This is a genomic window from Curtobacterium sp. PhB25, from assembly GCF_004365375.1.
GTDB lineage: Bacteria > Actinomycetota > Actinomycetes > Actinomycetales > Microbacteriaceae > Curtobacterium.
The window spans coordinates 61,624-75,207 of record NZ_SODR01000007.1; the positions used below are offsets into that span (position 1 = coordinate 61,624).

The 13,584-nt window shown below is 70.8% G+C and carries 13 protein-coding genes; all 13 read right to left on the bottom strand.

Going from position 1 to position 13,584, the window contains the following annotated elements; translation table 11 throughout:
* Positions 1-3: 3 nt before the first annotated feature.
* Positions 4-1,329, bottom strand: a complete 1,326-nt coding sequence (locus EDF51_RS14165) for a sugar ABC transporter substrate-binding protein (RefSeq protein WP_208321853.1) — start codon at positions 1,327-1,329, stop codon at positions 4-6.
* A 283-nt stretch (positions 1,330-1,612) separates the two neighbouring features.
* Complete coding sequence (locus tag EDF51_RS14170) at positions 1,613-2,803, bottom strand: ABC transporter permease (protein WP_243692484.1); 1,191 nt, start codon at positions 2,801-2,803, stop codon at positions 1,613-1,615.
* On the bottom strand, positions 2,800-3,522 hold the full coding sequence (locus EDF51_RS14175; RefSeq protein WP_131847068.1) for an ABC transporter ATP-binding protein: 723 nt from the start codon (positions 3,520-3,522) through the stop codon (positions 2,800-2,802). Before EDF51_RS14175 ends, EDF51_RS14170 begins: the two co-directional genes overlap by 4 nt.
* Positions 3,519-4,580, bottom strand: coding sequence for a peptidoglycan-binding protein (locus EDF51_RS14180; protein ID WP_132100707.1), 1,062 nt, complete (start codon positions 4,578-4,580; stop codon positions 3,519-3,521). Before EDF51_RS14180 ends, EDF51_RS14175 begins: the two co-directional genes overlap by 4 nt.
* Positions 4,577-5,128 carry a hypothetical protein gene (locus tag EDF51_RS14185; RefSeq protein ID WP_134195404.1) on the bottom strand — a complete coding sequence of 184 codons (552 nt, stop codon included), beginning with the start codon at positions 5,126-5,128 and terminating at the stop codon, positions 4,577-4,579. The genes EDF51_RS14180 and EDF51_RS14185 overlap by 4 nt, the downstream gene beginning before the upstream one ends.
* Positions 5,129-5,175: 47 nt before the next feature.
* Positions 5,176-6,342, bottom strand: coding sequence for an ATP-binding protein (locus tag EDF51_RS14190; protein ID WP_132100709.1), 1,167 nt, complete (start codon positions 6,340-6,342; stop codon positions 5,176-5,178).
* Positions 6,339-6,992, bottom strand: coding sequence for a response regulator transcription factor (locus EDF51_RS14195; RefSeq protein ID WP_123937429.1), 654 nt, complete (start codon positions 6,990-6,992; stop codon positions 6,339-6,341). Before EDF51_RS14195 ends, EDF51_RS14190 begins: the two co-directional genes overlap by 4 nt.
* A gap of 6 nt (positions 6,993-6,998) precedes the next feature.
* The gene (locus EDF51_RS20455; RefSeq protein ID WP_260154542.1) at positions 6,999-7,121 is read right to left on the bottom strand and encodes a hypothetical protein; all 123 of its coding nucleotides are present in this window, start codon (positions 7,119-7,121) and stop codon (positions 6,999-7,001) included.
* Between the two features lie 55 nt (positions 7,122-7,176).
* Entirely contained in the window at positions 7,177-7,731 is a 555-nt protein-coding gene (locus EDF51_RS14200) for a DUF2231 domain-containing protein (RefSeq protein WP_132100710.1), read from the bottom strand.
* Between the two features lie 89 nt (positions 7,732-7,820).
* Entirely contained in the window at positions 7,821-9,989 is a 2,169-nt protein-coding gene (locus EDF51_RS14205; RefSeq protein ID WP_131921346.1) for an AAA family ATPase, read from the bottom strand.
* A gap of 53 nt (positions 9,990-10,042) precedes the next feature.
* A complete protein-coding gene (locus EDF51_RS14210) occupies positions 10,043-11,443 on the bottom strand; it encodes an MFS transporter (RefSeq protein ID WP_131881224.1) in 1,401 nt (466 codons plus the stop codon).
* 115 nt (positions 11,444-11,558) lie between these two features.
* Positions 11,559-11,846 (bottom strand): twin-arginine translocase TatA/TatE family subunit, encoded by a 288-nt coding sequence (gene tatA, locus EDF51_RS14215; RefSeq protein WP_123293839.1) that lies wholly within the window; start codon positions 11,844-11,846, stop codon positions 11,559-11,561.
* A 171-nt stretch (positions 11,847-12,017) separates the two neighbouring features.
* Positions 12,018-13,514 (bottom strand): sugar transferase, encoded by a 1,497-nt coding sequence (locus EDF51_RS14220; RefSeq protein ID WP_132100711.1) that lies wholly within the window; start codon positions 13,512-13,514, stop codon positions 12,018-12,020.
* Between the last annotated feature and the right edge of the window lie 70 nt (positions 13,515-13,584).

Consider the following 13,584-nt stretch of genomic DNA (forward strand, 5'->3'; position numbering starts at 1 on the left):
CGACTACTGCTGCGCGTTCAGCGCGGTCGTGAGGTGCTTCGAGAAGCCCTCGGCGGCCTGCTCCGGCGACTTCCGCCCGGTGGCGATGTCCGCGAACATCGACTGGAACGACGCGTCGCCCTCGATGGTCGCCCAGCCCGGTGTCGCCGGGGTCGGACGGCTCGTGCCCGCTGCCGCGAAGTACGGCTTGTGCAGGGTGTCGACGTCGTCGGCCACGGCGTCGAGCAGCTCGGTCGAGTTCGGCTCCCAGCCGTCCACACCGAACACCTGGTCCTGCTGGAACTCCTTCGAGGTCAGGATCTTCAGGTAGTACAGCGCGAGGTCCTGGTTGGCGGCCTTCGCCGGGATCCCGAGGTCGGAGCCACCGAGGAACACCGGCTGCGTCTTGCCGTCGGTCTGCGAGGGCATCGGGAACGTACCGATCTGGTCGGCGAGCGCCGGCTTCGCCGTGGTGATCGAACCGATCTCCCACGCCGAGCCGAGGAACGCCGAGGTGTTGCCCTGCGCGAAGACGTCGCTCTGCGAGGGCTTGTCGGTGTTGATGTCCTGCGTCGACTTCGCGGAGTAGTCGTTCTGGAACGTCTTCCACGCCGTCAGGCCCTGCACGGCGTCGTCGGAGTCGAGCTTCCCGGTCCACTTGCCGTCCTTGTCGGAGGCGATCTCGCCGCCGGCGTCCCAGACCCACTGCAGCCCGCCGTACCAGTACTGGCCGGGCATGTAGAAGGCGGAGAAGTCGCTTGCCGTGTTGGCGGCCTTGACCTTGTCCAGGTCGGCGGTGAGCTCGTCGTAGGTGGTCGGCACGTCGGTGACGCCGGCGTCCTTCCAGACCTTCTTGTTGTAGACGACGGCACGGTTGCCGGCGAACAGCGGAGCACCGTAGAGCTTGTCGTCCACCGTGGCCGGCCCCTCGAGCCCGGTGAGCCAGGTCTGGCCATCCTTGAGTTCGTTGCGGTACGGCGTGAGGTCCATGAGACCGCCGGCCGCTGCGTAGACCGGCACCTGGGTGTTGCCGAGGTCGACCACGTCCGGGGCGTCGTCCTGGGCGAGCGCCGTGGTGAGCTTCGTGGTGATCCCGTCCCACTGCTGGGTCTGGATCTTCACCTTCGCCCCGGTGTCCTTCGTGAACTGCTTCTGAGCTGCGTCGAGGACCTTGTCGCTCAGGTCGCCGTTCATCATCCAGACGGTGATGGTCTTGCCCTTGCCATCGGGTGTGCCGATGGCCTTCGTGCCGCCGTCGGAAGCTCCGTTGCTTCCGGCGGAGCACCCGGTGAGGGCGAGCGCGGCCGCCAGGCCGAGCGCACCGAGTGCGGCGAAACGCGTGCGTGTCACGTTGACTCCCTTGGTCCGGCCTTTATGAAAGGTCGTTGCGTATTCGCAATAGAAGACCTTCCGAGAGCCCTTGTCAACCATTGGATCGGTCCCTGTGAGCGGGTTCGATCCGCGTGTTTCCGGGGGATCACGGATGGCGAACAGATCGTCGCCAACGCTTGACGCGACTGGTCATGACCAGGCATGATCTGCGCCACGCGTCGACGGGGTGGACGGAACGACCGGGAGGCGCGGTGCCGGTCCCGCAGACCGGCACCGGGCCTCCCGGATCACCACCACGGCCTCAGACGGCCGCCAGGGCGGACGTCGGTGGGATGCGCGCTGCGCGCGCGGCCGGGTACCACCCGGACACTCCGCCGATCACGACGGTCGCGCCGAGCCCGCCGCCGACGGCCCACAGCGGGATCGCCACCGGCCACCCCTGCGCCAGGGCGAAGGCGACCGTCACCCCGACCCCGATCACCACACCGGCCACCCCGCCCAGGAACGACAGCAGCAACGACTCGACCAGGAACTGGTCGCGGATGTTCCGCCGCCGCGCTCCGAGGGCTCTCCGCACCCCGACCTCGGCACGACGTTCCAGCACGGTGATCACCATCGTGTTCGCGACGCCGATGCCGCCGACGAGCAGCGCCACGCCGCCGATGCCGACCAGCAACCCGGTGAACGAGTCGTCGGTGGCGTCCTTCGCGGCGAGCGCGTCGGACGGTCGGGTCACGCCGACGTCCTGCGGGGACCCCGGGCTGATCGCATTCGCCAGGATGTCCCGTGCCGGTGCGACTCGCGACGGGTCGACGCGGGTGTAGACGGCGGTCGGCGCCCCGTCGAACCCGAGCTGCCGGGCGAGGCCGCGGGGGACGAACACCTGGCTGTCCAGGTCGTCGGCGAGCGCGATCGGCTCCAGGATCCCGACCACCTGCACCCACTGCCCGCCGATCCAGACGCGGCTGTCGGCACGGACCCGGTCGATGCCGAGTGCCGACGCGGCGGCCGCACCGAGCACCACCTGCGGCGGAGCCACGACCGAGTCATCGATCCAGCGCCCGGACCCGAGCTCGCCGCCGAGCACGCGCGGCACGTCGCCCCAAGCCGCCATCACGCCGATGCCCTTCGTCTCCGGCGGCGGGATGAACTCGTTGCGGTATACGGCCGCGTCGACCACGGTGCCGACCGCGGCAGCCGACTGCACGTCGTCCTGGCGGAGTGCCGACTCGAGTGCGGTGGACGGCAACGGCGGCACGTCACCGAACCCCTGGGCCTGCGTGGCGGTGAGCACGTTCGTGCCGAGGGCGTCGAGCACCTGGTCGAGCTTCGCCTTGCTCGACGACGAGATCCCGACGACGGCGATCATCGCGGCGATGCCGATCGCGATGCCGAGCGCCGACAGGACGACACGGCCGGGTCTGGTGCGCAGCCCGAACACCCCGAGCCGGAGCAGGTCAGCGGCACCCAACCGTGCTCGCACGCCGGTCACCGGCCGCCACCGATGGCAGCGGCGATGTCCCCAGCCGGCCCGACCGCCGAGTCGTGCTCCACCAGACCGTCACGCATCCGGACCTGCCGCGGCAACGAGGCTGCGAGGCCCAGGTCGTGCGTGATGACGAGGACCGTGGTGCCGGTGGCGTTCAACGCACGCAGGAGCGTCACGATCGCCGCACCGGAGGCGGAGTCCAGCGCGCCGGTCGGCTCGTCGGCGAGCAGGATCGTGGGGTTCCCGACGATCGCGCGGGCGATGGCCACGCGCTGCTTCTCACCCCCGGAGAGCTGGGTCGGGCGGTGGTCGGTGCGGTGCCCGAGGCCGACTCGTTCCAGGGCCTCGTGGGCGCGTCGGCGCCGTTCACGTCGCCCGGTCGCCGAGTACAGGAGCCCGTCGGCGACGTTCTCCGCCGCGGTGGCACCGGCCTGCAGGTGGAACTGCTGGAACACGAAGCCGACGTGCTCAGCTCGCAGCGCGGACAAGGCGTTGTCGGACATGGTCGCGACGTCGTTCCCGGCGATCGACACCGAGCCCTGCGTGGGACGGTCGAGGGTCCCGACGATGTTGAGCATCGTGGACTTGCCGGACCCGGACGGACCGACGACCGCGACGAGCTCCCCGGCGGCGACGTCGAGCGTCACCCCGCGGAGCGCGCCGACGTCGCCGTAGGTCTTCGTGACCTCGCGCAGGGCGAGGACCGGCCCCGTGCCGCTCATCCCGGCACCACCACGCGGTCGCCTTCCGCGACGTTCCCGGTGATCGCGATCCGGCCGTCGGCGATGAACCCGGGGGTCACGGGAACCCGCTTCGTCGTGCCGTCGCGCCGCACCACGTCCACCGCGTACGCGCCGTTCCCCGTCGTCACGAGTGCCGCGACCGGCACGGAGAGGACGTCCTTCTCGGTGGCTCCCGCGGCGTCGATCTGCGCGGACGCCGCAGCGGGCAGCCGTCGCGAGCCGGGGTCGAACGCGACGGACACGTCGACCTTGGACCCGGCGTCGTCTCCCGAGCTCGGTTGGACGTCGGTGACCTCGCCCGTCATCGGTGCCCCGGCGCCGTTGATCCGGACCCGCACCTCCGTGCCGACCGCGAGCCGTTCGGCGTCGCGCTGGGAGACGGTGGCGACGACGATGCGCTTCGTGCTCGTGACGGAGAGCACGTCGCCGCTCCCTCCCTCCGCCGGCTGGCCGAGCTTCCCGTCGACGGTCGCGACACGCACGTCCCCGTCGACGAACGCGATGTCCGCCGAGGTCAGCACGCCGGTGACCTCCTGCCCCCGGTCCTCCTGCCACTGCCGCACGGCGCGCTGCGTCCGCGGGCCGAAGGAGTCGTCCTGCGCGACGTCGTACCCGAGCGCGGCGAGGTTGTCGTTGAGCTGCTGCACATCGGTGCCCGTCAGCCCGCGTTCGAGCGAGCGCCACATCGGCACCGTGCCGTGCATCGCCCGCACCCCGCGCTCGTCGACCGCGTACAGGAACTCGTCGCTCCTGATGACCTGCCCGGGCGCGGGGAGCCAGGTCAGCGTGCCCGAGGCGGCGCCGGGGACCCCGGTGGCCGTGCCGTACCCGAGGGTCCCGGCGAACACCTTCGAGTCCGTCAGGTCGCCCTTCGTGACCGCGGCGGTCGGGTGCTGCTGATTGCCGGAATCGGCTGCTGCCGAGGACGGCGCGGCCTGCAGGTCGATGAACGCCCACGTGCCAGCACCTGCGGCGAGCACCGCGACGAGGCACGCGCTCGTGACGAGCGCTCGACGCCTGGTCAGGACGGTGGTCACGGCTGCACCGTCGTGTTCGAACCGGAGCTGCCGCCCTTGCCCAGGACCTCGTCGAAGCACGTCGACGACGCGTCCTGGAACGCGTCCTGGTCGTCGGGCCGGTACGTGGACATCGCATCGTCACCGTCGGGGTAGTCGGCGAACCCGTTCTCACGGATGCACTCCGCGATCTGCTTCCGCTGTTCCGGCGTCCCGGCGGGCTTCGCCGCCTGGAACCCCTCACCGGCTCCGGCGTCGCCCATGCACTCCTGCAGGTCCGCCTTCCACTGTTCGTCGTCGATGCCGTCGGGAGCCGACAGGGACAGGGTGCTCCCATCCGACGACGGATCCGGCATGTCGTACCCGTGGTCACGCATGCAGGACGCGAGCGAGGCCCCGGCCCCCTTGCCGCCGCCCGAGGCCGTGTCGGTCGAGTCGGTCGACGGCGCTCCGGAACAGCCGGCGAGGAGGCCGGGCAGGAGCACGACGGCTGCGGCGACGGCGACGATGGTGGTGGTGGTGGTGGTGGTGGTGGTGGTGGTGGTGGAGTGTTTCGTGGATGGCTTCATGGGACCAGCACAGCGGACCCGGTGTTTCGTCCCCGGTACGCGTGGGGTCACACCGACGAAACGTCGATGCGCAGGCCGCCCTCACGGCGCGCGGTGACGACGAGTCGCCACCCGTGCGCGTGCACGATGGACGCGACGATCGACAGGCCGAGGCCGCTGTGCCGACCGCCGGATGCGACCTCGGGGCAGCGTCGGAACGGTTCGACGAGCAGTGGCGCGACCTCGTCCGGCACGACCGGCCCGGAGTTCTCCACGACGAGGCCGTCACCGCGCGTGGTGACGCGGACGAAGCCGCCGGCTTCGTTGTACTCGACGGCGTTGCCGACGAGGTTGACGAGCAACTGCCGGACGAGCATCGGCTCACCCGTGATGGTGGGTCTGCCAGGAGGCGCGGCTCGGCCCTCGTGGGTGATGGTCACGCCCGCCTCGTGCGCACTCCCGGCGGCTCCCGCGACGACCTCGTCGGCGATGGCCACGAGGTCGATCGACGTCCCGACGCCTGCGAGCCCTCGATCGGCCTCCGCGAGCACGAGCAAGGACTCGACGAGGTGCTCGGTGCGCCGGTTCTGCTCGAGCAGTTCCTCGCGCACCACTCGGACGTCATCGGCGCCGGCACCGTCGTGCAACCCGATCTGCATCGCGGCACGCTGGACCGCGAGCGGGGTCCGGAGTTCGTGCGACGCCTGCGCGACGAACCGTCGCTGGCTCTCGAACGCGGTCTGCAGCCGGTCGAGCAGGTCGTCGACGGTGCCGGACAACCGTCGGAGTTCGTCGTCCGGGCCCTCGAGTGCGATGCGTTCGTGCAGGTTCGACGCCGTGATCCGGTTCGCCGTCGCGGTGATCCGGTCGATCGGTCGGAGCATGCGCCTGCTCACCAGCCACCCGACGCCACCGGCGACGAGGCCCGCCCCGGCGATGCCGATCGCGGACCACTGCCACTGCTGCACGGCGACGAGCCGGACCACCGCGACCGTGGTGGAGGGTGGTGCGTCGTTCGCTGCCGAGCGCTCGCCGATCGGCACCGGCGAGGCGGTCACGAACGTCTCCGCCGGGGAGGCACCGCGGATCGCCGTCGTGTCGAGACCCGCACCGACCCCGGCCAGGGACATCACGTTCGAGAACACCACCACCCCGGTGGCGAGCGCCATCGCCGCGAGCGCGAACGTCAGCGCCGTGCGGGCCCGGATGCTCCAGGTCCGCCGGACCCGTCTCACAGCGCGTAGCCCTCGCCCGGGACCGTCCGGATCGGATCGGGGCGGCCGAGCTTCTTGCGGAGCTTCGACATCGTCACCCGTACGGCAGCGGTGAACGGGTCGATGTTCATGTCCCAGACCTTCTCGAGCAGTTCCTCGGCGGAGACGATGCGACCGTCGGCTCGCAGGAGCGCCTCGAGCACCCCGAGTTCCTTCGAGGTCAGGTCGAGCGGTCGGCCGTCACGGGTGACCATCCGACGGTTCGTGTCGAGGACGATCCCGACGCGTTCGAGCACGGGCGCGACCGGGGCCACGCTGCGCCGACCGAGCGCGCGCACCCGGGCGACCAGTTCCGGGTACTCGAAGGGCTTCGCGAGGTAGTCGTCCGCGCCGAGTTCGAGCCCGTTGACGCGGTCGGTCAGGGTCGCCGCCGCGGTGAGCATGAGGATGCGGGTCAGGCTGCCGCGCGATGCCAGCCGACGTGCGACCTCGTCGCCGTGCACCCCTGGGACGTCACGGTCGAGCACCACGACGTCGTAGTCGTTCACCGCCAGCAGTTCGTCGGCGTCGTCGCCGCGGTAGGCGACGTCGACGGCCATGTCCTGCCGCGACAGGCCCTTCGCGACGAGGTCGGCGAGGGCTGCTTCGTCATCGACGACCAGGACCCGCACGGCTGGTCACGCGGCGGTGAGGTCGAGTGACACGACCCCCGCCGCCTCGTCGATGTGGACGATGAACTCGAGGCCGCCGCGGGCGGGAAGGCCGGTCAGGGGAACGGTGTCGGTGCTGAGTCGATCCATGGGTCGAGCATTTCACGTACCGCGTTTCGTCCACATAACGTTTCCGTATCAGTGGTCACGCGTCGAACGGCACCTCACCGTGGTCGCTCACGCCAGCGCGCTGGCGGTAGGCCAGGTGTCCGCCGAGGTACCCGCCCACCCCCACGACGCCGAGCGCGGCGAACCCGAGCAGCTTGCCGGCGCCGTGGTTGCCGTTCTTGCGCTGCCACCACGACAGGCCGTACAGCGAGATGCCGACCCAGTTGACGGCCTGGTGCACCCATCCCGTGCGCAGCTGCTCGCGGTCGAGTTCGGACCAGTCCCCGTACCCGGCGAGGCTCGCACTGCCGGAGGACACGAGCCCGACGCCGACGAGGGTCTTCGCGGCCTTCGCGTTGCCCTTCCCGCCGAACACGTCGAGCACGGCGGCCGAGATCCAGGCCCCGAGCGGTACCTGCACCATGAGCGGGTGCAGCGGGTGCCCGAACGGCACACCGTGCAGCAGTTGCCGCAGGGCCTTCGGCCGGGCGAGGGCGTTCACGACCGAACGGTCGATGTCGACGGCCTTGTCGAGCACGCTCGCGTGCTCGACGGTGTCGGTGAGGCGACGGATCGCGCGGATCTCAGGCATGCCCTGCAGCCAACCCGGGAGGCCCGTGCCGGGTCCCAGGAACCGGCACCGGGCCTCCCGTCGGTCACCCCACCCACCGCGGCCGCCGCCTACTCCTCGACGACCTCCGCCAACTGGAACGGCTCGACGGTCAGACCGTCGCCGTCCTCGGCGACGTCCACCCGGACGGTGTCGCCGTCGCGGACGTCACCGGACAGGATCGCGCGCGCCAGCTTGTCGTCGATCTGCCGCTGCATCAGCCGGCGGAGCGGCCGCGCACCGTAGAGCGGGTCGTACCCGCGCTCGGCCAGCCACCCGCGCGCCTCCGGCGTGACCGCGAGTTCGAGCCGGCGGTCGGTCAGGCGACGGGCGAGCCGGTCGACGTACAGCGACACGATCTGGCCGAGGTCGTCGGCCGTCAGGGCCTGGAACACCACGATGTCGTCGAGACGGTTGATGAACTCCGGCCGGAACGCCTGCTGCACGAGCTCGCGCACGGCGTCCTCGCGCTGCTCGTCCGTCAGCGTCAGGTCGGTCATGAACTGCGAGCCGAGGTTCGACGTCAGCACGAGGATCGTGTTCCGGAAGTCGACCGTGCGCCCCTGCCCGTCCGTCAGCCGGCCGTCGTCGAGCACCTGGAGCAGCACGTCGAACACCTCGGGGTGCGCCTTCTCGATCTCGTCGAGCAGGATGACGGAGTACGGGCGACGCCGGACGGCCTCGGTGAGCTGCCCGCCGGACTCGTAGCCGACGTACCCGGGCGGGGCGCCGATCAGCCGCGAGACCGAGTGCTTCTCGCCGTACTCGCTCATGTCGATGCGGACGAGGGCCTTCTCGTCGTCGAACAGGAACTCCGCGAGCGCCTTGGCCAGCTCGGTCTTGCCGACGCCGGTCGGTCCGAGGAACAGGAACGATCCGGTCGGACGGTCCGGGTCGGAGATGCCGGCGCGGGTGCGGCGAACGGCCTCGGACACGGTGTTCACGGCGGTGCGCTGCCCGATGATCCGGCGGCCGAGCTCGTTCTCCAGGTGCAGGAGCTTCTCGGTCTCGCCCTGCAGCAGTCGACCGAGGGGGATGCCCGTCCACTGCGCGATCACGGCGGCGATGTCCTCGTCGGTGACGCTGTCGTTCACCATGCGGTCGGCGGACTCGGCCTGCTCGGCGGCCGCGAGCTCCGCTGCGATCCGGGGCTTCTCGGCGTACTCCAGGCGCGACACCGTCGCGTAGTCGGCTTCGCGCTGGGCACGCTGGCTGCGCATGTTCAGGTCGTCGAGCTGCTGCTTCAGCTCACCGATCCGGTTCAGGCTCGCCCGCTCGGCCTGCCAGCGCTGCTCGAGCTCGCCCAGTCGTTCCTCGCGCGTGCGGAGTTCGTTCCGCAGGGTCTCCAGCCGGGCCTTCGAGGCGTCGTCCTTCTCCTGCTTGAGCGCGAACTCCTCGACACGCAGCCGGTCGACGTTGCGCTTCAGTTCGTCGATCTCGACCGGGCTGGAGTCGATCTCCATGCGGAGCCGGCTGGCGGCCTCGTCGATCAGGTCGATCGCCTTGTCGGGCAGCTGGCGGCCGGAGATGTACCGGTTCGACAGGCTGGCCGCAGCGACGAGCGCCGAGTCGTTGATCGTCACCTTGTGGTGTGCCTCGTAGCGTTCCTTGAGCCCGCGGAGGATCGCCACGGCGTCCTCGACGCTGGGCTCGCCCACGTAGACCTGCTGGAAGCGTCGCTCGAGGGCGGCGTCCTTCTCGATGTACTCGCGGTACTCGTCGAGCGTCGTCGCCCCGATGAGCCGCAGTTCGCCGCGCGCGAGCATCGGCTTGAGCATGTTCGAGGCCGCGACGGACCCTTCGCCGCCGCCGGCGCCCATCAGGGTGTGCAACTCGTCGATGAACGTGATGACCTGGCCGTCGGAGTCGTTGATCTCCTTGAGCACGGCCTTGAGGCGCTCCTCGAACTCGCCGCGGTACTTCGCGCCCGCGATGAGCGAGGAGATGTCGAGCGAGACGAGCCGCTTGTCCTTCAGTGAGTCGGCGACGTCACCGGCGACGATGCGCTGCGCGAGCCCCTCGACGACGGCGGTCTTGCCGACCCCGGGCTCGCCGATGAGCACGGGGTTGTTCTTGGTGCGGCGGGTGAGCACCTGGCTGACGCGTCGGATCTCGGAGTCGCGTCCGATGACCGGGTCGAGCTTGCCGCTGCGAGCGATCGCCGTCAGGTCGACGCCGTACTGCTCGAGGGCGGTCTTCTGTCGCTCTTGCGAGTCAGGAGCACCCTGGAGGTTCGCCATGCGTTCCGTCCTTTCGTTGCGGTGGTGTTGTACTTGAGTCTACTGCACTCAACTTACGTCGGCGCCGGGAGATTCCGGATCCCGACGGCGCTGACGACCGCGCCGGCCAGCAGGAGGACGGCCATCACGACGACCGCCCGGTGCAGGCCGGCGACGCTCATCTCGCCGCCGAGGACCACGCCCGCGAGCGCCACCATCACCAGGCCGGCGATCCGCGCGATCGCGTTGTTCACCGCCGACCCGACGCCGGCCTCGGACTGCGGCACCGACCCGAGCACGGCGCTGGTCAGCGGTGTCACCATGAGCGCGATCCCGAACCCGATGAGCACGAGCCCGGGGAACACCGCGATCCAGTACCCGTCCGGCTGCGCACCGACCAGCAGCATCAGGAGCGCACCGACCGCTGCCACCGCCGGGCCCGCGGCCATGAACCAGCGCGGCCCGAACCGTCCCGCCAGCCCGCCCACGGCCGAGGACACCAGCAGCAGGACCACCGTCGGGGGCAGCGTCGCCAGGCCGGCGAGCCAGGCCGGGAACCCCCAGACCTCCTGCAGGAACAGGGTGACCACGAAGAAGACCATGCTCAGGGCGCCGTAGATCGACAGGGTGGCGAGGTTGCCCACCGCGAAGTTGCGGGCCCGGAACAGCGCGAGCGGCACCAGCGGCGAACCGGTCGTCCGGATCACGTGGAGTTCCCACGGCACGAAGGCCCCGAGTGCCAGGGCACCGAGCACGAGCGCGGTGACCACCACGGGCGCGCCCCACCCGAGCCGCTCCTGCTCGATGAGCCCGAGCACCGCCCCACCGACCCCGACGACCGCCAGCACGGCGCCGACCACGTCGATGCGCGGTCGGATCGCGGGGTGTACGTCACCGGTGATCCGCAGCACGAGCGGGATCGTCACGGCGATCGGGACGGCGGTCAGCACGAAGATCCACCGCCAGCCGATGCTGTCGACCACCATCCCGCCGAACACGGGTCCGAGGATCGTCGACGCGCTCGACCAGGCGGTCCACGTGCCGATCGCCTTCGACTGCGCGGCCCCGCGGAACGCCGCCACGATGAGGGCGAGCGCGCTCGGGGTCACCAGGGCGCCGCCGACACCCTGGAACGCCCGCGAGACGATCAGGAACTCCCCCGTCGGGGCGATCGCACACGCAACCGAGGCGATCCCGAACACGACGAGCCCCCACGTGATGATGCGCACCCGGCCGAACACGTCCGACAGTGATCCGGCGACGAGGATGAGCGAGCCGAGCGTCACCAGGTACGCGTCCACGGTCCACTGCTGCACGACGAGTCCGCCGCCGAGCTCCTGTCGGATCGCGGGGAGCGCCACGTTGACGACGCTCGAGTCGAGCCCGACGACGAACGACGACAGGATCGCCACCACGAGCACGGTGCGCCGGTCGTCCCGGAGCGGCGCGGTCGCGCGGGGTGCGGCAGTGGTCATGTGCTCATCCTGCGCCCCCTCGGACCGCTGCGCGCCCCGCACGACGAAGCCCCCGCGACCGATGTGGTCGCGGGGGCTGCCGACAGGACGGGGCTGGGTGTCCTGAGCTGGTGTTCTAGCGCCGGGAGTCGGTGTTCGGCTGCGCGCTCGGGCCGGGGTTCAGGATCGGACCGGCGGCGGGCTCGGCGGGAGCGTTCGGCACGGTGCTGGTCGGGGCCGCGGTGTTCTGCACCGTGGTGTCGCCTGCCTGAGCCTTCTTCTCGTCGTCGGTCATCTCCTTCTTGAAGATGTTGATCGACTGCCCGAGGCCCTTGGCGAGCGCCGGGAGCTTCGTCGCGCCGAACAGCAGGATGACGATCCCGAGGATGATCAGCAGGTGTACGCCGCCGAGGTTTCCGAGCATCATGACTCCTTGATCTGGAACTGGTCGCCGTTCGCAGGTCTTCTTCGACCCACGCGGCGGAAGTCCGTGTTCTCCCCATCGTAACTCTCCCGCTCCCCGATGCCCAGGCCGAGGACCGGAACGGACACCGTTCGCACAGGGAAGGCGCCGGGCCGATCCGCCGCAGCACCCTCAGTAAGCGCCGCGCGACCGGAGCACCGACGGCACCGTCCGGGCGAGGATCACCAGGTCGTGCAGGAACGACCAGTTCTCGACGTAGTGCAGGTCGAGCCGCACACCCTCGGCCCAGTCCAGATCCGATCGGCCGCTGACCTGCCACAGGCCGGTGATCCCCGGGGTGACCAGGAGTCGGCGGTCGGCGAAGTCCTGGTACAGGGCGACCTCGCGCGGGAGCGCCGGGCGGGGTCCGACCAGGCTCATCGAACCGGTGAGCACGTTCCACAACTGCGGCAGCTCGTCGAGCGACGTCTTCCGCAAGAACGCCCCGACGCGGGTGACGCGGGGGTCGTCCTTCACCTTGAAGAGCGGGCCCGCACCCTCGTTCACTGCCTGGAGTGCGGCCATCCGCGCTTCGGCGTCGACGCACATCGTGCGGAACTTCAGGATCGAGAACTCCGCGCCCCCACGGCCCACACGGGTCTGGCGGAAGAACACCGGACCGCGGTCGTCGAGCCGGATGACGAGCGCGATCACCGCGAGCACGGGCGCAAGCAGCAGGAGACCGAAGCCGGCTCCGACGACGTCGAGCAGACGCTTGCCCGTGCGACGGCGGTAGTCGGGGGTCTCCACGTGCATCAAGGGCAGGCCGTCGACGGGACGCTCGTGCACGCGACCTGCGGCGATGTCCGCGAGGGGCGACGACACGACGAGCTCGACGCCGTGCTCCTCGAGTTGCCACCCGAGGCGGCGCAGTCGCTCGTGCCCGCCGCGTACGGCGCCGGCGACGACGACCGCCGAGACTCCCTCGGAACGAGCCAGCGCGAGGACGTCGTCGATCCCGCTGACCACCGGGACGGACGCCGAACCGAGGTCGATCGTCGCGCCCACCGGCTCGCAGTCGGTCACGACCGCGCGGACCCGGTACCCGGCGCTGGGCGTCGCGGCGATCCGTCGCCCGACGTAGCGGACGTCCTCGGTGTCACCGACGATCAGGACGTCCTGCAACCGTTGCCCGCGAGCACGACTGCGCGCCAGGACGGTGCGGACGGCCTTCCGCCCGACGGCGAGGAAGAGGAGCCCGAGCGGGAAGGCGATGGCCACGTACCCCCTGGCCAGGTCGAGCTGCGCGGCGTACGCCACGACCGCCACCACGGCGACGGCGACCAGACTCGCGGTGACGAGGCGGCGGTACTCGTCACTGCCGATGCCGGCGATGCGTGGGTCGCGGGTGCGGAACATCGACAGCAGGGCCATCCAGACCAGGATGATCACCGGAGCCGTCGCGAACTCGATCCAGCCGGCCTGGGGTCGCACGGCCGACAGCTCCCAGGGGAAGCGCACGACGTGGGCGACCGCGAACGCCAGGACCAGCAGTCCGACGTCCAGCAGGGCAACGGCGGGGGCGAAGCCTCGGCGACCACCCGCGGGTGCCGACGGCGGCGCGGTGGTCGGTGCGGCGGCGGGGGGAACGGTGATGGCAGCGGTGGGTGGGCGCATCGCGAGCGACATGGTGGGGTCCTCCTGTCGACCGGGCCGACGGGAGGTCGACCGGACGCCGGAGTCGTCGGGTCACGACAGC

What these genes read in the sequence shown, in the direction of transcription:
- EDF51_RS14205 (WP_131921346.1), bottom strand. Translation starts at nt 9,989, where the DNA reads ATGGCGAACCTCCAGGGTGCTCCTGACTCGCAAGAGCGACAGAAGACC.
- EDF51_RS20455 (WP_260154542.1), bottom strand. Translation starts at nt 7,121, where the DNA reads ATGGATCGACTCAGCACCGACACCGTTCCCCTGACCGGCCTTCCCGCC.
- EDF51_RS14210 (WP_131881224.1), bottom strand. Translation starts at nt 11,443, where the DNA reads ATGACCACTGCCGCACCCCGCGCGACCGCGCCGCTCCGGGACGACCGG.
- tatA (WP_123293839.1), bottom strand. Translation starts at nt 11,846, where the DNA reads ATGCTCGGAAACCTCGGCGGCGTACACCTGCTGATCATCCTCGGGATC.
- EDF51_RS14175 (WP_131847068.1), bottom strand. Translation starts at nt 3,522, where the DNA reads ATGAGCGGCACGGGGCCGGTCCTCGCCCTGCGCGAGGTCACGAAGACC.
- EDF51_RS14185 (WP_134195404.1), bottom strand. Translation starts at nt 5,128, where the DNA reads ATGAAGCCATCCACGAAACACTCCACCACCACCACCACCACCACCACC.
- EDF51_RS14200 (WP_132100710.1), bottom strand. Translation starts at nt 7,731, where the DNA reads ATGCCTGAGATCCGCGCGATCCGTCGCCTCACCGACACCGTCGAGCAC.
- EDF51_RS14220 (WP_132100711.1), bottom strand. Translation starts at nt 13,514, where the DNA reads ATGTCGCTCGCGATGCGCCCACCCACCGCTGCCATCACCGTTCCCCCC.